Here is a 16,784-nt window from a genome sequence, read left to right as displayed (position 1 = left end):
TTATTATCTTACCCAGATTGTCATATAAAGTTTTTGCATTGCCATTACTGGTAGCAAGTAGTCTTTAACAACAACTGCATCCTTTGCATAACCTTTTTCTACTGTAGTGTCCTTTGGATCATAGTCCTCAATAGCACCAAGTTCAGTTAGTGTGTTTGCGTGTCTAACAAGTTCGTTCCAGAAAGCAATTCTACCATCTTCGTTGTTTTGTACCTTACCTAGGTATCTCTTATTGAAGATGATTGAAATATCCTTTGCCCTTTGGTCTAGTACCCTCATTACTTGGTTCTTTGAGAAGTCCTCATTCTTGTAAAGAGTAAATTCTGTAAATGAGTTAATGTCTTCAAGGACTCTAACTTCTTCGTTCTTTTCGTAGAAGAAGAAATATCCCTTGATGATAGCTTCTTTAGCATCTCTAGTCTTAAACTTAGTAAAGACTTTGTAATCACCATCATAAAGCTTGTTTGTAATGCTTTTATTTACATCAGCACCTGCTTCTTGACCAGTAACCCAGTAAACAAGAGCTGCTTCATTTTCATCATCAAGGGCTTTGTTTTTAACATTAATTGTTCCCTCGTAATTTGCCTTAGTCGGATCCATGTTGTAAATTACAGCTTGGAACTTAACCCCCTCGTCATCTCTCATACGCTTTGTAAATTGATGGTATAAGCTTTTAATTGTCTCATCAGTTCCTGCATAGCCTATACAGTTGAAGTCGTATTTTTCAATGATTTCTAGGAAGTTAGAGTGTGATTGTCCTGTAACTGTGCCATTAGCACCACCTGCTAGTTTAACTCCTGCAGATAAAGTTAAAGCATCCCCACTTGCCTTAAAGTCAACAAATTTATTGTCTTCAAGTTCTGTAGCTTTCTTTACAACTTGCTCATCAACTCTTGTTCCGTTAACTCTTGTAGTAACTACAAAAGCACCTTCTGTGTCAATGTCATTTTCACATGAAATCATTATTTCATTTCCAACAATACCTTCATACTTTGCAGTGATCTTTAAAGTTTCTCCTAAGCTTCCTTCTGCCTTTTTGCCACCGCTATCATTTAATCTGTAAAGATATACTACTTTGGCACCCCTTATAATCTCCCTCAAAGGTTTAATTTTATCATGAGTATAAGAGTAGCCTAATATAGCTAATGATTCAGTTTGCAAATCTGCAGGCTCAAGAGTTATTATTTCCCCAGTTTTACCCCAGTCAAGAGGCATACCAATTGCTGCATATCCCCTATCTGAAAATAAGTTGCTTGCCCTTGGCACACTTACATAGTTAATGTAAGAGCCTGGTAATATTTTATTCTGTACTAAAAAAGTACCTCCACCTAGTGCACCATATGCCATAAATTAATCCTCCTCATTAGTGAACTTCTCTTTTGTTGAAGTCGTCTACAATTTTTTCAACTTCATCAAGAGTGTATTCCTTATCTTCAAGTAGCACTGCCAACACATCTCTATTCCATCTAAGTTTGTCAGCACTTAAAATTACAGATTTTGTGTACTTTGCCACTTGTGTATCTTTAACTTCTTTATCTTTCATCAATGGTCATCTCCTTGGTTCTCATTAAATCTTCAGCTTCTTCTTCGTATCTTTCCTTATCTTGCTCGTATCTATCCTTATAGCCCTTTGGTTTCCACATCTTACCCTTGTTTTTATCTACATACCTTTCATCTCTTGAATTCATGGCAGGATAAATCTTAAGTGGCTTCCTTTGCCTTGGTGGAGTCTTCCACATACCAGGATTGATTTTTGTAGTGTCCTTGATATATGGTTCTTCCGTTGTGTAATGCACAATTTTATTTGTTGCCATCATTGGATCAGGTAAAATTGGAAACTTGCCAATGTAGTCATAATTGACATCAAGTTGTAAGTTGTCATCTTCTGTCCTTACGCTCATGCCATAGCCATAGATACCACTGTCCTTTTCTCTATCAATACTTATGTTTCGCATTCCCAAGAGCAGTCTTTCTTTTATGGACTGAAAGACAAAGGCATCTTCACACTGGCTTAAGTAGACCACATTTACAAGATTTTTAAACTGGTATCTCTCGCTCATTAGCTTAAGCATGTCAGTATTTACCATAGTAATAAAAAAGCAAGGTTCGATTAAGCCTTGGTCGGCATTATTTACATAGATATTAGTGTCGGGAAAGAGTTCAGCAAGCCTATCAACAATTCCTTGCAGTAAGTTAATCATAATTTGCTAAAAGCCTCCTCTAAGTGTCTATCTACTATGCTTTCAATTACAGCTTCAATTTGTCTTTCAGATATAGTCAGCATAAATTTACCTGGCACCCAGTTTTTGTGGTCTATAGTCCTATGACCAAATTCCACATAATCAGCATAATCTGCGTTGTTGTATAGAGTTACTTGATAGCTATCTCCATCTTTTTTGACATCTGTTATCCTCCAAGCCCTTCTCAAGTTGCCTGTATCTACTGGAGTTAACTTCTTTGCCATCCTCATTTCCCTAGCAACACATTCCTCTAGGGCTTCTTGTATTATGCTGTCGACTATGCCCCCTAATCCCTTTAACTGGTCCTTGAAATCTTTAAGGCTACTTACATCAAAAGTTACACTCACTATAACCACCTCAAAAACTCAGTGCAGGAGTACTCATTGTGACTTGCATAAGATTTTTTATTGGCGTTAGTAATAGTGAAAGTATAGCCATTTTGCTTGACTGTTATTTTTGAATTCGTCTTTATATCAATTTCTGGACTGGTAAAAAGAGTAATAATATTTTCACTTGCCATAGTCTTTTCTTCTTGTAAGTTTTCGGCAGTAGAAAAAGACAGTCTACAAGGTATATCCTCATAAACTGTCTTCTCTCTAAAATCACTAACCTTTGTCACAGGATCTCTTGATGTCTCTCTTACCACTGCAGTCAAAAGACCAGTGTATAAACTTTCAATTGCCTTTCTATAAGCAGTTACCACTCTATCTTTCTGCATGTAATCGCCTCTTTCTGCCAGGAGCTTTTAAGTGAACCTATCCAGTTAAGTAGCTTGGCTTCGCTCATGTCATTTATGCTCTTGTCGCCTTCTAGTTCTACTGATGTATCTCCAATTTGCACCCTTCCTGCAATTTCTGCAAAGTCAAAGGACTTAGGAAGCTTGCCATTTTGATACATAGTTTCTAAAAAGCTACCTAGTATCATTTCATAAAGCAGATAGTAAATTCTTTCAGGGATAAATACTATGTTGCAGAAGTTTTTAAGCCTCATGTGTTCCTTAACTGCTATCATCTTTAGACTAGGATCTATCTCCTCAAAGCCTGCAGCCTTTAAAGCTACTAAAATATCATCTGCATAGATACTTGCAAAGAATTCATCCATAGGCACTAAGTCCTTAAACATAATCCACCTACTTTAACAGTTCAATTAATTCAGCTTTTTTTGTAGCTCCGCTTCTGTCGATTCCCTTTTCATCACATAGTTTTTCAAGTTCATCAACCTTTAAATTTTCAAGGTTTGATACTTTGTCAATCTTAATTCCCTTTTCTACTGTCTTTTCTCCACCTACAATTTCAGCTCCAAGTTCTTGAAGTTCTAAAATCTTATTTGGATTGTCGGTAGTGTAATAAAGATTGTCTAATCTAAGTCTCATATTCCACCTCTTAAGCTGTAGTACATACAAAAATTTGATTTTCTTTTTGTTTCTTAATCCATAGATCGTGGTATTTTCTAAAGTCTATCTTCCAAGCATCTGCTTTTTGGTTAACATCAGGAGTAAACACTCTTAATTTGTCAGTCTTATTGATTGCAATTGGCACATTGAGAGGAGTGATAATCCAGTTAATGTCCTTTGCTTCAGCAGCTGCCTTAAGTCCACCTGCTTCTTGACCGCTTGTCTTACCATCTTGGATATCGTATAGAGTCTTAAGTCTTGCTGATGGAGCAATTCTAATTGGGCACTCATCAAGAGCCTTAACCTTAAAGTTTAAAGTACCTTGTTTAAAGTCTGCCACGTTGATAGACTTACCAATCTTTGTAGACCCTTCAATAAGAGCTCTAGTTATAGAAGACATTGTAAGTACTAGAGGCACGTCTTCTCCTACTATATCTTGTACCGCTCTTATATGTTCTCTAATTTTGTCTAATGCTTTGTCAGCGGTTAAAGCAAGTGCTTCAGTTTGTCCTGCTGCTTTTGCAATTGAAGCAATTTTTGAGTATCTGTAAGCATCAATTTCTGGGATAACTTGTTCAGTTTGGAAAACCTTAATTAAGTTAGCAGATGTTGCTACAAATCCAGTTTCGTCTACATCCATTGCATCTAGTTGGAAAGTTCTACCCCTATCTTGAGTCATCTTATAAGTATCAAACTTTAAAGTAACTCCACCTTGAACAAATCCGTTATCTCTATCATAATCAGCTAGTCCAACAGTTGACATTGTAGGGATTTTAACTTCATCTCCGCCATTATAAATAACTTGTCCTGCATTTGCTTCCATCCAACCTGATGTTAGACCTTGCACTGCGTGTTGATCTAACTGTTGCATCATTAGTTTTGAATATTCTAGTGTGTTAATTGCCATATTTTCATCCTTCCTTATTCATTAAATACATTTGCAATAGCTTCTTCCATTGGACTTACGCTACCACCATTACTATTAGGTGGAGTGTGAGCATTGAACCTATCATCTTCAGGCTTGCTTCCTTCATCACTTTTAAAAAGGTAAGGCTTAGCCTCTTTAAGACCTTCTATTTGCTCTTTAAGTCCACTTATACCATCTTCAGAAAACTTAAGACTATCTCTATCTATTAGCTTCATAAGTACATCTTCGTCTACTGTGTCATAGCCTCTTACTGCATCCTTTAAGGCAGTGTCATTCTTAAGCTTTTCATAAGCCTTTTCATGCTCTTTAGCAGTTGTCTTCCAAGTCTCTACTGACTGCTTGATTTCATCAATATTCATGTCTTTGTATGACTTGATTTCCTTGTTTGCTGTGTCTACCTGCTCTTTTAAAGTTTTGATTTCGTCATCTTTTGCAGTAGCCTTAGCTTTTTCAGCATTGATGTCCTTGCCATTTTCTTCCATAATCTTGTCGATTACTTCTTTTTCCAGTCCTAGACCTTCTAAAAATTCTCTCTTCATTCTTTCGTCTCCTTACGTTTTTTTTACGAGTGTTACAGTCTCACAGGTGGATAAGTTTTACGCCCTTCCAAGGCAATATAAAAGACGACCTTTTACAGTCGTCTTAAAGCCATATTTTCACGATTAACTTGCGATTAATCGTTGATAAATACATATTGTTTAATTGTTTTATTTAAGCTGCTCACGATTAAAGCGACCTTTCGACATAATCTCACAGCCTTCAATATAGAGCCCCTTCCTCTATTTCGGGCTCATAAGGTTTATTGTTTTCAATTGCATCTTTTACGAGTTTTACAATTTCCTCTTCATTCAAATCCCTAACAATAAATATTGGGAAGTTTTCTTTAAATTTCTCACTATATTCTAATAGTATTTTACCTGTTTTATCTGACATTTTTATTCACCCTCCAAAATTGATTTTAATATATCTTCAAAAATCTCGTATGACTTGGGTAGGTATTTTTTAATTGCCTCAAGTTGCCCTGGATTAGCCACGCTAGAATCAAACATTTCAGCGAAAGCTTCCGTAGATAAACTTCCAAGATAATTCCAATACCTTTTACCATGCCCAAATCCGCAGCATGTCTTAGCTCTAGTCGCCCCTTCGACTATATCAGAAAGGTCTGCTCTATTAATTTCAGGTATTTGAATTATTTCGTCACGCAAAGCTCTATAGGCATGGTCTTTTTTAAATCTGATTGGTTTACCAATCCACTTGCCATTTTTAACTTTAGTTTCAAGGTCAAGTGCACTAATATATTTATTTTTATATAGCCAGTCTATATTATTTATGTTTTCTTCAAGTTCTTTTTTCAACATTTCTGAAATTGAGTTAATTTTTTCGGTTATCTCACTTTTTATTGTCTTCCCGAAGATATTGTCTTTATATGTGTAGGAATAAGGTCTAAACTTATCTCCATCACCATATTTTACATTCGCTATATAGTCTATGTTATGCCCAAACTCGTGAAATACAGTTTGGTATGGTGCACTATAAAAGTCTCCTTTTGCTGACTCTGACACATCCAGTTCTATTCCTCCTTGTGTTGGACTGAAGCGTGGATGCACTTTTGCTTTTGCACTTGCTACTTTCAAATCGTTCTCATGCTTCACCCAAACATTTCTTTGTAACTCTGGAGCGTCCTTTAAAATATTTTGCATGTTAGTGTAGTGCTCTTCGCCTATTTTTTTGAATATTTCAGATTCTTTATTTATAGTTATCTCATTTTTATTATACCCATTATTAGGAATTAAATCAGCTTTGAAGTAAAATTGACCTTGCTCTTGTCTTACTTCTCTTATAACAAACTTCTGATTTCTAGCAAGTAAGACCTCTTTTTGTTCCATGTCAGCAATATCAAAGTCTTTTAAATCTATACCCTTAATTCCTTTTGGTACATTAAATTCAATAACGCAAGGCTTTGAGCTCCCAGTAAAGTCTTGGAAATCTAAGGCGATTTCTTTATCTTTTGTTGTAGATATAAAACCTTTGTCGACTATTTCTTTACCCTCAATGTTCTTTAAGTATTTATTTATCACCTCTTGTGCAGGTTTCGACTTGTTATTATATATATAGGCACTCTTTAAATCATCATACTCAGAATCACTTATATCGCCTATTATTGAGGATATATCTACTGATCTGTATAGAGTTTTTTCTTTTACTATTTGGCTTTGAGTTGCTTGGTCTAGTTTTTCCAAATATATTTTATCGTCTTCGCTGAGTGGATAGTCTGCTATTTCTCCTATGCCTCTAAGTTTGTTATTTATCCACATTCCATCTCCTGAAACATACTCTTCTATAGCTTCATTTGTTTCTGCTTCTGTATACTTAAGCTTTGGTTCTGTTGGATCAGGAGTATCTCCCTCTTGATTATTGTTTGGAAGTTTTTCAACATATTTCTTATGCCAATCTTCATAAGATAAATTTTCTACGACTTCACTCTTCCCATTGTCTGGATTTCGTGCCATTCTCCCTACATTTTTATCTAGTTGTCTTTCTAAGTCATCATTAAAAAAAGGTATTGTGTCAGTCCTGCAATTAGGATGGAAAGGCGGAGCAGTTATGCCAACTCTATAATCTTTTATATCGTAAGTCTTTCCGTCTTGACTCCTGCAGATGTCACTTGTCCTTAAGTCAAGAGTTGCTAAAATCTCATACTTCTTAACTCCAATTCTCTTATATGAGTCTTGAGTTGCCTTTGATGATATAGCTGCAGTTTCTGTGTAAACAAGTCTTGATGCTGCAGCCTTTGAAACATTAAATTGGCTTTCTATGTCCTTTATACTTTCTTTAGGGCTTGCACCACTTGCAATGTTTCTTGTTAGGTTATCCTTTAGGGAGTTTACAAGCTTATCTCCCCTATCCCAAATCCTTTGAGAAAATTCCCTGCCATCACTGGTCCAGGGATCCTTTAAAATTATATCTAGGTCTTCTTTGGATATTTTTCTAACACTGTCATAGCCAGTAATTTTTTGGAGTTCGTATAATTCTTTATAAAACCTACTTTGATAGGCTTTTCCAAGTTCGTCAAAGAGTCCACTTTCCTCTTTTGACATTAGACCCGCCACAGTCTTTTTAAGTTCTACTTCCATTGCTTGCAGCCTTGATATTCTAACCCTACGAGACACTATGTTAAGTTCCTTTTCTAACTCAGGGCTTATATTCCCTTGAGACTTTTTTATGAAACCCTCTAAGTCCATTTTAAAGAGATCTCGTTCCTTGTCATTTAATAGCTTCTTGGCCTCAAACAAAGAAATACCACCTGCTTCTTCTTGAAGTTTACTAAGGTGGTTATAAATCTTCTCATCAATGTTATTAACTTCTTGCTCGTAAAGCTTTCTTAATTCCCTTACATACTTGTCAGAATTTCTAAAAGTCTCTTTATTCAGCCTTTCTATCCTTGCTTCCCAGTAATTGGTCATGACCTTCACCGCCTAAGTTCTTATAGTCATCAAAGTATTCAAGAGACTTTTCTTTTTCCTTTTCAATCCTCTTCATTTCTTCAGATACATCTTCCACAAATGGATGTGCTGCAACTAAAGTTTCGTCAGAAATAATTCCTATAGAGTTTCTAATCATTTCAATTGTTGACTCGTCATTTACCATAATGCTTCTCTTAAACTTCACTTCTGCATCTGAGAAATCAATTCCAACAATATCAGCAACCCAAGAGAATAAGTATTCAAAAGATGCTGTAAATTCTAACTCCAAATCATTGGCATCTAATTCCATGTCAGAATACATTGCCTTTATATTTAAGGTATTAGGAGCATTACTTGTCCTGTCATTATCTAAGTACAAGCTTCTAGCATTATGAGCAATAGCTTTCTTTATAAGTTCTATAATTACCTTGTAGTTGTCAGAATTAACTGTAACTTGTAGAGTGTCAACTCCTCCGTCACTTCCATCAGCAGTCCTAACCTTAATTGCTGCATACTGTGCAAGCTTTTCTCTAAATTCCCCTAGGTCTTCACCCTCATAGTTCTTTAAAACTAATATTGAGTTCATAGGATTTTCAAACATGTTGTCAGCATAGTTAGAAAGTAAGAGGTTAAGAGCATCTTGTAAGCACCTAATCCTATCAAGTAGTGTTATCTCGTTAGGCTGTTTAAAGTAGACAAAAGGTAGTTTCTTGTAGCTATACAAGTTTCCTTCTTTTTCTAGGTATTGCTCATCTTTTAAGTAAGCAAGCTTGCCATCTTTGTAGTTAAAAACTTTGATCCCGTCTAACATGTAAACATAAACATAGTGCTTGACCTTTAACTCAGCAGCTTCAAATTCACTTTCGCTTACAACTCTAATAACTGCATCTAGACTTTCATGGTTATCATCTGCCCATTCAGGTATAACAGTCATTGGATCTAATCTCTTATACTTGATGTCTTTACCGTCAGTATAAAGGTACATCCACCCATATCCAGTGTTATAAGAGTCAATAGCTATCTTGTTTAAGGTCCTCATAAACCTGTTGTCAATAAATCCGTCTAAGAAGTCTATAGCTGCCTTGTTCTTGGAATTGATGTTAGGTCTTTTTGATAGGACATAGGACCTCTTTTGGTCTAAGGCCCTTGAATACTGGTTATCTTTTATAATTGTGTTTGGCAGGTTCTTAATTGTTATCAAATTCCCATTTTTACCAATTACTGCCCTCTTTTTGTCATCAATCGCTTGTTTATAGTTATAATAATCAATGCCAGTTTGCATCTTAGTCTTAGTTTCTTCAAAGCCTGAAAGCTTACTTTCAAGATACTTTACAAGCTCTTCATTGTTCAATAGTTCTAAATTCAATTCACACCTCCTAAAATCCTACAAGCGAGCCCCTCATATCTTCAGAAAGGCTGTACCTTGTTGCATCTATTGCGTGATTATCCTTATCTTCTAGTTTATTTTTTGGATTGCCATCTTTATCCACTGCATAATCTATATTCTCAAATTCCTTGGCAGTGTTAGGACACCTCTTAGGATCTATAATAATTTCCTCTAAGTCGTCAAGCCACTTTTCCCCATACTCAACACTTCCAGGTCTCTTATTTGCACCATATATCTTTAAGCCATATTCCCACATCTCGTCAATTGACTTAGGCTCTGCAGAATCGGCTATTATCTTTGTGTCATTCCACCCATTTTCTTTGATTTTCTGTGCTGCATTTCTATTAGATAGCTTGACTTGGTAAAGTTCGTCAAAGATAAATATCCTTCTTCTAGTTTTGTCATAATGTAACCTTACAAAGGCAAAGGGATCATTAGCATAACCCCAGTCAATGCCCTGTCTTATATTGTCAAAGTTTAAAAGTTCCTTCGTAGAAATTTCCCTAAATTCAAGGTTATCAAAGGGCACTACTCCTGAACCGATAGGCTCACCAAGATACTCCCACCTATACTTTAAAGGCTTAGTCTCTTTTATATGTTCTGCTTCTTCCCTAAAAGCCTTTGAGATAAATGGATTATCTAAGTAGCAAGAGTGATGTACAAAAGTATTTTGAGGTAAGAAGTTAGTTTCATACCTCTTATTGACCCATGACTGCTTTCTCTTCGGTGGATTGTAGGAGTAATAAAACTTATACTTTAGATCTCTGTCAAGTTCTCCACGCAGGATAGAGTTCTCAATCATTGAGACTTCATCTTCTGTCTTAAATTCTGCAAGCTCTTCAATCCATAATCTTGCAATAGGATATTTTGCCATCTTAATGGACTTAATCTTTGCAGGATCATCTGCACCCCTAAAAATAATTGCATTACCTCTTGGAGTATATGTAATTTTAAGTGGACTGATATTTAACTTGAAGTAGCCATTTAAATTTAATTGGTCAATTGCTTCTTTTATCTGTTCATAGCATGATTCTTGTAGGGTATTCCCCACCTTTCTCACACATAGGACAGTTATGGGATATTTAATAACATCCAGAATTATCTCCTGGGCAATAAAGGAAGACTTGCCCGAAGCACGACCACCCTTTAAGACATACTTGAGATAATCTTCATTCTTAATTATTTTATGGAGGTTTATGAAACTTTTTGTAAAGACTTCAGATAACTTAATCTGTGTCATCAACTATCACTACTTGATTAGACGCTTCAAGTTCAACCTTATCAGTCCACATACCAAATCTCTTGCCTAATAATTCTCCTGCCTTTATAGAGTCCTTATTCTGTGTAGGTAACTTAATAACCTCTGGCTTTTCTTCCATTCCTAAGAAGTTGCCATTATCGTCAAATCTAGGTTTCTTTACCATAACAACTTGATAGTCAATTTCTTCTCGTCTAAATTGCTTAGTAATACCTCTTAAAATCTCCCTTTGGTCAGCAATAAGTTCCTCGTCAAGTTCTTTCATCTTGCTTTCAATGTATTCCTTAACTTCTGGAGTACTAAAAAGACGGCTTGCTGCTGCAGCTGCCGTCTCTCTATTTTTAATATTTTTATAAAATTTTAAGTAACTTTCTGTCCTGTTGCCAGTGATAATAAAATCATCAGCAACTTGCTTTTGTTTAATTGTTAATGCCATTATTACCACCTTTCTTTGCATAATAAAAGAGACCTGCTTAGAGGCCTCTTGGGGAGCGTTAAAATTGATTGAAATCCTCATATTATGAACCCACTAACTATTACATTCTTTCATAATATATACTAACACACAAAAATCGGACAAAACGGACAATCTATAAATTGGGATATTCTGGCTTAAAATTACCTAAAATAAAATCATAATATGAATAATCTATTTGTTCTTTAAAGTTTACAAAAATTCCATTTTCATTACATTTTAGTTCTCCACAATAAGGTATATATAGTCCAAATTCTAAACAATTGTATAAATTTAAGACTAAAAATATCTTTTTTAGAAGATGATTATACTGATAAAAACAAAAATGATTAAACTCCATTTTTTGTGGAATATATTTTGATTTAAAAACAGAACAAATGCCGTTATTTGTGCCATGACAATACATGTTTTTAGAATTTTCATTTAAAATATGTTTTTTATATTTATAGAAGCTATCTTCATCAAGAATTTCTTTTCCCTCAAAATATGCCAATGTGTTCAGCATAGTTTTTATTGCAAATTTATCCAAGGCTTTGACATCTATAGTACAACTAAAATCAACTATAGGTTTCTCCTGAGTATTCTCAGAAATGTTATACCTAACAGATGATTTTGGATTTTTGAGTTTACTAAACACTTCTTTAACTTCACTTTGTTCAATACATTTTCCATAAATTACCTTATAATATTTTTTATTGAAATTTTTTATTTTTTGTCTGTTAGCGTGAGGATAATCATAATAAAAAATTATCTCATTATCCCCTATATCATAGTTCCTTTTTTCCATTTTAAGGTTATTTTCATCAATTTTTATTAGATTATTGAAAAAATCATTATATGTATCTTCATCTTTTATGTGTCCATGAATCCTTTCATTTTTCAAAAATTCATAATATTCAATACTTATACTGTTGATAACATAGGGTTTACCCTTGGACATATAAATAAAATTAGTACGCCCATAAACATCTTTTGTTTTTCCAATATTGCCAATAAATTTTTTGCTATCTGATATACTTCCCCTCTTACCTGGTCCTTCAAAGCTTCTCATCATTCCTATTAAACCTTCTCTAGAAACAGATAGTTCTATTTTCGAAAAATTGTTATTACATTCATCACAAACATAACCCAAGGGCAATTTTGACTTACCACCCAAGAAAGCCGATATAATATGTTCTTGATTTTTAGAGCTTGAAGAATCCTTCCCACAATACATACAATTCATTTTTATTCACCTCGAGCAATATATCTATCATGACTTTTTCTAGCATAACTCTCATTGCAGCTACCTAGTTTATTAGATATATATACCCAGCTTTTACAATGAATATATCTTAACTCAAATATTAATCTGATCCTTGAGTCTTCTATCCCTTCAATGAATTCCTCTATCTCAAGCCTAAGCTTCTTGCATCTTCTAATTCTGCGAGTGAGTCTTACCCTTATCTTCTCTATGTACTTATCATCTTCATAGCCTTTGATTTTAAGCTCATATTGGTTATAAGGAAAATCAGAAGCAGATGCAAGGACCTTGTCAGTTACTTCTTGCCTTTTTAAATTGTTAAGTCTATTCTCTAGTTCTTTGATTTCAAGACATAGGCATTTGTATTGCCCTAACTGCTCCTTAGTCATTATTTCCCCCTATAACAATAAATATAGCCTTCCCAAACTTCTATATAGTAGCCTCTTCTTTCATAATAATTTACAATTCTGATTCTATCCCTAAAAGTTTTATAAGGAATTAATAAGCACCTTTGCATTCATCATAAATCCTCAGATTTTATAAAGGTTCCATTGATTGTTTTTCCAGTTCTTATGGAAATTTTTTTATAAGCTTTGTTTAAGCAGTCAAACAAATCAATTCCAAGTTGCTCACAAAGAATAATTAGAGTAACAAAGATATCTCCCATTTCAAGCTTCATCCTATCTGTGTAGATTTCCTTTAGTTTCTCGTGGTCTATCCTCTCAACTTGGTCCATCTCAGCCTTAAACTCAAAGACCTCTTCTATAAATTTCATGAATTGCTTAGGAGCATTTTTCCTATGGAGCAAATCTCTATCCTTTGCCCATTTAATAATCTTTTTACTTAATTTTTCAAACATTATTCCACCTCAAAAAGTTTTTCAAATTCTTTAATGTTATCTTCGTCATAGGTTTCATTCCCTAAGTAGAAAATCCACCCATAGTTTTTCATAAGTCTCAAGCAAATCTCTTTTTCTGAAAATTCCTCACAGTTATCCAAATTCTTGGCTCTAATTGCTCTTATACTTGTAAAGTCATCTGCTCCTAAGTCGCATTGATACATATAAGGGCTATCGTAGTTAGCTTGTGCTTTTGCTCTACCTCTTGTTTCAGCCCATACAAGACTACTGCAGGTTTCTGGACTTTCTTCTGAACTCAATATCCACGCTCTCATTATTCCACCTCAATTTATTTATTATCTAAGTTGTAATCTTCAATTCTGTCAGCAACTTTAAAATAATCTTCTGTATCGTCTATTTTTGTAAATTTCTTTCTTAGTTTATTTACTTCTTCTATATATTTTTTTGTATTTTCAAATTTATCTTCATGACCTGAAAGAATCTTATAGACTTTCTTTAACCTTATTTCTTCATCAGCTAAAAGCCCATGAATTAAATTTAATTCAAAATCACTAAGTGCTATTGTCTTCATTCCTCCACCTCAATCAAATTCATATTCTGGCTCAATTTCTACTCCACAAAAAGGACACTTTATTTTTTCATATTTCCAATCAGAAAAGTCACTCCAAGATAAGCCTTGGTCATCTAAAAATTCTTCAAAGTCTTCAGAAACATCTGCTTTACAGTAAGGACAAGCAAATTCAACCTCAGTAGGTTTCTGAATTAAAGTAACAATGGTTTCTAACTTTTTCATTCTTCCACCTCATTTAATAATAGTGACAAAAGAAACAAATTCTTGGTATTCCATCTTTCCACTCAATAAAAGTACCTTCAGAGGTTTCTAATAAATATTGTTCACTGCTTTCATCTTCTGCAAGTACCCCATAAATTTCTTGTTCAGGGTTATATAACTTTAATTCTTCAATTAAATCTCCAACTTTCATTCTTCCACCTCTTTAATAAACTCAACACCGCCAAACATTGTCGGGAATTTTTCATCCCAATATTCCTTAGCTTTTTCTTCAGCTTCTTCCTTTGTTTCTGCTTCAATGTCGATTTCTTCATAGGCAGAAACTTCAAATCTATAAGTTTTCATTTTTTCTTTTCTCCTTTAAATTTTTCAATCCTAATTTCTATAATTTTATCTTTCTTTAAATAGACTCTAAATGTACCTGCAAGTTCATCTTCGCACTTAATATATTCATTGTTTAAGTTATATTTTTTCCAAAACTCTTCTTCATTTTTTACAAAAATAATTTTATATGAGGGTTCACAATATTCCTGCGTATTGTCTCCGTCTTGATATATCAAAATAACTTTAATCATTGTCGCTCCTATGCGTTAAAACATTAACATTTCTTAACATTTTCTAAATTTCACTAATTTCCAAATCAGGATATTTGTATTCAAAAATTTTCCTTTTGAGTTTGTAAACATCAGTCTTTAAGCCTTTCACATCTTCCACTACAAACTTCTTTCTCTCAAGGTCGTAGTAAGAGAAGTCAGCTATATACTCAATCTTCCTAACTGCCCTTCCGTTTTTAGAATAAGCCTCTTGTAGCAGAAAGTGAGGCTGCAGGCATAGATCTTTAATAACTCCTGCTTTCTCTAGAAGTCTTAATTCCCTATACCTCCTGCCCTCTTTCCTACTGTCAAAAGTCACTCCGTCAATAACAGTCTTAATTGCCCTGTATTTACTAGGTTTCTTATACATCTACATTAACTCCTAACTTCTCAAATCCCTCTTTCTGCTTTTTCATAGCAACATCTTCAAGCTCTTCAGCAGAAAAAGAGTCAGTAATTCCCTTAAAGTTATTGAATTTATTGGAACTAGGTCTCTTATAATCCCTATAATCGCCGTTACAAAGTTTTACAAGAAAAGAGTTATTAGCTTTGTTTAAGTTATGATTTTCACAAACCCACTTGCTCTTAGAAAGCTCTTCAATTAGCTTCTCAACATCAATGTTTGAATTGATTTTTGTGAGGAAGTTAGGGTATACAGGAATTTTAAGCAAAGAATTTAGCTTGGATATAAGCTTATTATTTATATCACCCTCTATACTTTTCTTTACTTTACTTTCCTTTACTTTACTTTGTGTACTTTTGCTAACAATAACCCCAGTTTCTGCTTCAGTAACTATAGTTTCTGTTACATTAACCCCAGTTTCTGTTACATTAACTAATAAATATTCATTTATTAAGTTGTCTCTCTTTCTTCTTTTTGTTATTTCAAAGAATCTTTTTTGTATTCCTTTAGAAGTTATAATTTTAAATTTCTCAAATAATTCATTAGAAAATAGATCTATTTGCAAGCACTTTTTTAAAACTTCTTTTACATACACTTCCTTAGCCCCAACTTCGTCAGCAACTAAAAAGCATATATCTTCATCCCACTTCATGAAATACCCTTCATCTTTGTAAATATTTCCGAGCAGCAGTATAATTATCGCAATACTATTTGGCCCACAAGATTTCATAATTTTTCTAATTTTAATATCATTCATGAAATCCACATCTAAAGGATAATACTCTATCCCTCTACTTAAAGGTCTTGCCATGTTAAAAACTCCTTTCAAGTTGCTAGCCCCGACATAAGTCAGCAGCTAGCACCCAAATTTTGTTTGTTTTTATTAGGATTAACCTTCAAAAGGAGTACCCTTTAAAAAATCTTCCTCTTCTTCAACTTCTTCAACAACTTCTGCATCTTCAATGATTTCATCTTCTTCTGTCTTAGATAGACTTAAAAGCTTTGTAATATCTTCACAGATACCATCAAAATCATCTTTTTTTATATTCCTAGTACTTTCATATCCGTACTTACTTAAAACTGCCTTAACAACCTCTGCCTTTCCGTCAGCTAGGTCAAATATTTTCTTTCTGTCGCAATTTCCAATAAATTCATCTTTATTTTCTAAAACAATGGTATCTTCAATTGATGGATCACTTCCCATTTCTTCAGCTGCGTAAAGTTGTGATAAATCATCAGGAAAGGCCTCTCTTAAAGCTTGCACCAGTGCAACCTTCCTTATCATAATTGCAGGCATGTTCTTCCATGTTGCAGTTCCCTTATTAAATTCAGTTAGTGCTACTGTGTGGTCAAATGGAACATCCCAATCCTTAATATAAATTGATGCCCAACCACCTACTAAGTTTTCTTGGCCCTTTAGGTAGAAAGTACCTTCTCTTTTTTCAATTTCTTTTTCACTTTGGACTATAATCCCTGCCTTAAATCCTCTAAAGCTTTCATTTGCCCTTGCCCTCTTTAGAAAGACATCCTTGCTAGTTATAATATTTGCATCATTGCCAAACTTGATAAGGTAGGCTTCCCTTAAAAAGGGATTTAACTTTTGAGCCTTACAAAGTTCCAAGAATAGTTTAAATTCTTTATCTGTAACCTTTTCAGCATCTCCAGTAACCAAAAAATTCTTAACATCACTTTGAGTAAGTTGTATTTCTTGGCCACCTGCTTCGTACTTAACCATTAATTCATTATTCATA

26 protein-coding genes are annotated in these 16,784 nt (G+C 34.2%); all 26 read right to left on the bottom strand.

What is annotated here, in order from left to right; translation table 11 throughout:
* Positions 1-3: 3 nt before the first annotated feature.
* Entirely contained in the window at positions 4-1,347 is a 1,344-nt protein-coding gene (locus M9426_RS06535) for a phage tail sheath family protein (RefSeq protein WP_250341717.1), read from the bottom strand.
* A 16-nt stretch (positions 1,348-1,363) separates the two neighbouring features.
* Positions 1,364-1,543 (bottom strand): hypothetical protein, encoded by a 180-nt coding sequence (locus M9426_RS06530; protein WP_250341716.1) that lies wholly within the window; start codon positions 1,541-1,543, stop codon positions 1,364-1,366.
* Positions 1,533-2,201: a phage tail terminator family protein gene (locus M9426_RS06525; protein ID WP_250341715.1), complete on the bottom strand. Its 669-nt coding sequence runs from the start codon at positions 2,199-2,201 to the stop codon at positions 1,533-1,535. The genes M9426_RS06530 and M9426_RS06525 overlap by 11 nt, the downstream gene beginning before the upstream one ends.
* Positions 2,198-2,587, bottom strand: coding sequence for an HK97 gp10 family phage protein (locus M9426_RS06520; RefSeq protein ID WP_250341714.1), 390 nt, complete (start codon positions 2,585-2,587; stop codon positions 2,198-2,200). Before M9426_RS06520 ends, M9426_RS06525 begins: the two co-directional genes overlap by 4 nt.
* On the bottom strand, positions 2,587-2,958 hold the full coding sequence (locus M9426_RS06515) for a hypothetical protein (protein ID WP_250341713.1): 372 nt from the start codon (positions 2,956-2,958) through the stop codon (positions 2,587-2,589). Before M9426_RS06515 ends, M9426_RS06520 begins: the two co-directional genes overlap by 1 nt.
* Complete coding sequence (locus tag M9426_RS06510; protein ID WP_250341712.1) at positions 2,937-3,362, bottom strand: histone H3 family protein; 426 nt, start codon at positions 3,360-3,362, stop codon at positions 2,937-2,939. The genes M9426_RS06515 and M9426_RS06510 overlap by 22 nt, the downstream gene beginning before the upstream one ends.
* A 7-nt stretch (positions 3,363-3,369) precedes the next feature.
* Entirely contained in the window at positions 3,370-3,612 is a 243-nt protein-coding gene (locus tag M9426_RS06505) for a hypothetical protein (protein ID WP_250341711.1), read from the bottom strand.
* Between the two features lie 10 nt (positions 3,613-3,622).
* Positions 3,623-4,540 carry a hypothetical protein gene (locus M9426_RS06500; protein ID WP_250341710.1) on the bottom strand — a complete coding sequence of 306 codons (918 nt, stop codon included), beginning with the start codon at positions 4,538-4,540 and terminating at the stop codon, positions 3,623-3,625.
* Between the two features lie 14 nt (positions 4,541-4,554).
* Complete coding sequence (locus M9426_RS06495; RefSeq protein ID WP_250341709.1) at positions 4,555-5,100, bottom strand: phage scaffolding protein; 546 nt, start codon at positions 5,098-5,100, stop codon at positions 4,555-4,557.
* A gap of 220 nt (positions 5,101-5,320) precedes the next feature.
* On the bottom strand, positions 5,321-5,494 hold the full coding sequence (locus M9426_RS06490; protein ID WP_250341708.1) for a hypothetical protein: 174 nt from the start codon (positions 5,492-5,494) through the stop codon (positions 5,321-5,323).
* 2 nt (positions 5,495-5,496) lie between these two features.
* The gene (locus M9426_RS06485) at positions 5,497-8,025 is read right to left on the bottom strand and encodes a minor capsid protein (protein WP_250341707.1); all 2,529 of its coding nucleotides are present in this window, start codon (positions 8,023-8,025) and stop codon (positions 5,497-5,499) included.
* Positions 7,985-9,391, bottom strand: a complete 1,407-nt coding sequence (locus tag M9426_RS06480; RefSeq protein WP_250341706.1) for a phage portal protein — start codon at positions 9,389-9,391, stop codon at positions 7,985-7,987. The genes M9426_RS06485 and M9426_RS06480 overlap by 41 nt, the downstream gene beginning before the upstream one ends.
* 10 nt (positions 9,392-9,401) lie before the next feature.
* Entirely contained in the window at positions 9,402-10,652 is a 1,251-nt protein-coding gene (locus M9426_RS06475; RefSeq protein ID WP_250341705.1) for a PBSX family phage terminase large subunit, read from the bottom strand.
* Positions 10,639-11,106 carry a terminase small subunit gene (locus M9426_RS06470; protein ID WP_250341704.1) on the bottom strand — a complete coding sequence of 156 codons (468 nt, stop codon included), beginning with the start codon at positions 11,104-11,106 and terminating at the stop codon, positions 10,639-10,641. The genes M9426_RS06475 and M9426_RS06470 overlap by 14 nt, the downstream gene beginning before the upstream one ends.
* A 154-nt stretch (positions 11,107-11,260) precedes the next feature.
* Positions 11,261-12,370: an HNH endonuclease gene (locus M9426_RS06465; RefSeq protein ID WP_250341703.1), complete on the bottom strand. Its 1,110-nt coding sequence runs from the start codon at positions 12,368-12,370 to the stop codon at positions 11,261-11,263.
* A gap of 2 nt (positions 12,371-12,372) precedes the next feature.
* Positions 12,373-12,777, bottom strand: coding sequence for a hypothetical protein (locus tag M9426_RS06460; protein WP_195444635.1), 405 nt, complete (start codon positions 12,775-12,777; stop codon positions 12,373-12,375).
* A 131-nt stretch (positions 12,778-12,908) separates the two neighbouring features.
* On the bottom strand, positions 12,909-13,247 hold the full coding sequence (locus tag M9426_RS06455) for a MazG-like family protein (protein WP_250341702.1): 339 nt from the start codon (positions 13,245-13,247) through the stop codon (positions 12,909-12,911).
* Positions 13,247-13,561 (bottom strand): hypothetical protein, encoded by a 315-nt coding sequence (locus M9426_RS06450; protein WP_250341701.1) that lies wholly within the window; start codon positions 13,559-13,561, stop codon positions 13,247-13,249. Before M9426_RS06450 ends, M9426_RS06455 begins: the two co-directional genes overlap by 1 nt.
* A gap of 14 nt (positions 13,562-13,575) precedes the next feature.
* Entirely contained in the window at positions 13,576-13,818 is a 243-nt protein-coding gene (locus M9426_RS06445) for a hypothetical protein (protein ID WP_250341700.1), read from the bottom strand.
* Between the two features lie 9 nt (positions 13,819-13,827).
* The gene (locus tag M9426_RS06440; protein WP_250341699.1) at positions 13,828-14,040 is read right to left on the bottom strand and encodes a hypothetical protein; all 213 of its coding nucleotides are present in this window, start codon (positions 14,038-14,040) and stop codon (positions 13,828-13,830) included.
* A 13-nt stretch (positions 14,041-14,053) separates the two neighbouring features.
* A complete protein-coding gene (locus M9426_RS06435; RefSeq protein WP_250341698.1) occupies positions 14,054-14,230 on the bottom strand; it encodes a hypothetical protein in 177 nt (58 codons plus the stop codon).
* Positions 14,227-14,382: a hypothetical protein gene (locus M9426_RS06430; RefSeq protein ID WP_250341697.1), complete on the bottom strand. Its 156-nt coding sequence runs from the start codon at positions 14,380-14,382 to the stop codon at positions 14,227-14,229. Before M9426_RS06430 ends, M9426_RS06435 begins: the two co-directional genes overlap by 4 nt.
* Complete coding sequence (locus M9426_RS06425) at positions 14,379-14,612, bottom strand: hypothetical protein (protein ID WP_250341696.1); 234 nt, start codon at positions 14,610-14,612, stop codon at positions 14,379-14,381. The genes M9426_RS06430 and M9426_RS06425 overlap by 4 nt, the downstream gene beginning before the upstream one ends.
* A gap of 43 nt (positions 14,613-14,655) precedes the next feature.
* Positions 14,656-15,000 carry a DUF1064 domain-containing protein gene (locus M9426_RS06420; protein WP_250341695.1) on the bottom strand — a complete coding sequence of 115 codons (345 nt, stop codon included), beginning with the start codon at positions 14,998-15,000 and terminating at the stop codon, positions 14,656-14,658.
* On the bottom strand, positions 14,993-15,844 hold the full coding sequence (locus tag M9426_RS06415; protein ID WP_250341694.1) for a DUF4373 domain-containing protein: 852 nt from the start codon (positions 15,842-15,844) through the stop codon (positions 14,993-14,995). The genes M9426_RS06420 and M9426_RS06415 overlap by 8 nt, the downstream gene beginning before the upstream one ends.
* 78 nt (positions 15,845-15,922) lie before the next feature.
* Complete coding sequence (gene bet / locus M9426_RS06410) at positions 15,923-16,783, bottom strand: phage recombination protein Bet (RefSeq protein WP_250341693.1); 861 nt, start codon at positions 16,781-16,783, stop codon at positions 15,923-15,925.
* Position 16,784 lies beyond the last annotated feature (1 nt).

It is taken from the genome of Peptoniphilus genitalis (genome assembly GCF_023614525.1).
Classification (GTDB): Bacteria; Bacillota; Clostridia; order Tissierellales; family Peptoniphilaceae; genus Peptoniphilus_A; species Peptoniphilus_A genitalis.
Note: the sequence above shows the minus strand (reverse complement) of the source record. Positions and strands in the feature narration are given on the sequence as shown.

What these genes read in the sequence shown, in the direction of transcription:
- M9426_RS06535 (WP_250341717.1), bottom strand. Translation starts at nt 1,347, where the DNA reads ATGGCATATGGTGCACTAGGTGGAGGTACTTTTTTAGTACAGAATAAA.
- M9426_RS06530 (WP_250341716.1), bottom strand. Translation starts at nt 1,543, where the DNA reads ATGAAAGATAAAGAAGTTAAAGATACACAAGTGGCAAAGTACACAAAA.
- M9426_RS06525 (WP_250341715.1), bottom strand. Translation starts at nt 2,201, where the DNA reads ATGATTAACTTACTGCAAGGAATTGTTGATAGGCTTGCTGAACTCTTT.
- M9426_RS06515 (WP_250341713.1), bottom strand. Translation starts at nt 2,958, where the DNA reads ATGCAGAAAGATAGAGTGGTAACTGCTTATAGAAAGGCAATTGAAAGT.
- M9426_RS06510 (WP_250341712.1), bottom strand. Translation starts at nt 3,362, where the DNA reads ATGTTTAAGGACTTAGTGCCTATGGATGAATTCTTTGCAAGTATCTAT.
- M9426_RS06505 (WP_250341711.1), bottom strand. Translation starts at nt 3,612, where the DNA reads ATGAGACTTAGATTAGACAATCTTTATTACACTACCGACAATCCAAAT.
- M9426_RS06500 (WP_250341710.1), bottom strand. Translation starts at nt 4,540, where the DNA reads ATGGCAATTAACACACTAGAATATTCAAAACTAATGATGCAACAGTTA.
- M9426_RS06495 (WP_250341709.1), bottom strand. Translation starts at nt 5,100, where the DNA reads ATGAAGAGAGAATTTTTAGAAGGTCTAGGACTGGAAAAAGAAGTAATC.
- M9426_RS06490 (WP_250341708.1), bottom strand. Translation starts at nt 5,494, where the DNA reads ATGTCAGATAAAACAGGTAAAATACTATTAGAATATAGTGAGAAATTT.
- M9426_RS06485 (WP_250341707.1), bottom strand. Translation starts at nt 8,025, where the DNA reads ATGACCAATTACTGGGAAGCAAGGATAGAAAGGCTGAATAAAGAGACT.
- M9426_RS06475 (WP_250341705.1), bottom strand. Translation starts at nt 10,652, where the DNA reads ATGACACAGATTAAGTTATCTGAAGTCTTTACAAAAAGTTTCATAAAC.
- M9426_RS06470 (WP_250341704.1), bottom strand. Translation starts at nt 11,106, where the DNA reads ATGGCATTAACAATTAAACAAAAGCAAGTTGCTGATGATTTTATTATC.
- M9426_RS06465 (WP_250341703.1), bottom strand. Translation starts at nt 12,370, where the DNA reads ATGAATTGTATGTATTGTGGGAAGGATTCTTCAAGCTCTAAAAATCAA.
- M9426_RS06460 (WP_195444635.1), bottom strand. Translation starts at nt 12,777, where the DNA reads ATGACTAAGGAGCAGTTAGGGCAATACAAATGCCTATGTCTTGAAATC.
- M9426_RS06455 (WP_250341702.1), bottom strand. Translation starts at nt 13,247, where the DNA reads ATGTTTGAAAAATTAAGTAAAAAGATTATTAAATGGGCAAAGGATAGA.
- M9426_RS06450 (WP_250341701.1), bottom strand. Translation starts at nt 13,561, where the DNA reads ATGAGAGCGTGGATATTGAGTTCAGAAGAAAGTCCAGAAACCTGCAGT.
- M9426_RS06445 (WP_250341700.1), bottom strand. Translation starts at nt 13,818, where the DNA reads ATGAAGACAATAGCACTTAGTGATTTTGAATTAAATTTAATTCATGGG.
- M9426_RS06440 (WP_250341699.1), bottom strand. Translation starts at nt 14,040, where the DNA reads ATGAAAAAGTTAGAAACCATTGTTACTTTAATTCAGAAACCTACTGAG.
- M9426_RS06435 (WP_250341698.1), bottom strand. Translation starts at nt 14,230, where the DNA reads ATGAAAGTTGGAGATTTAATTGAAGAATTAAAGTTATATAACCCTGAA.
- M9426_RS06430 (WP_250341697.1), bottom strand. Translation starts at nt 14,382, where the DNA reads ATGAAAACTTATAGATTTGAAGTTTCTGCCTATGAAGAAATCGACATT.
- M9426_RS06425 (WP_250341696.1), bottom strand. Translation starts at nt 14,612, where the DNA reads ATGATTAAAGTTATTTTGATATATCAAGACGGAGACAATACGCAGGAA.
- M9426_RS06420 (WP_250341695.1), bottom strand. Translation starts at nt 15,000, where the DNA reads ATGTATAAGAAACCTAGTAAATACAGGGCAATTAAGACTGTTATTGAC.
- M9426_RS06415 (WP_250341694.1), bottom strand. Translation starts at nt 15,844, where the DNA reads ATGGCAAGACCTTTAAGTAGAGGGATAGAGTATTATCCTTTAGATGTG.
- bet (WP_250341693.1), bottom strand. Translation starts at nt 16,783, where the DNA reads ATGAATAATGAATTAATGGTTAAGTACGAAGCAGGTGGCCAAGAAATA.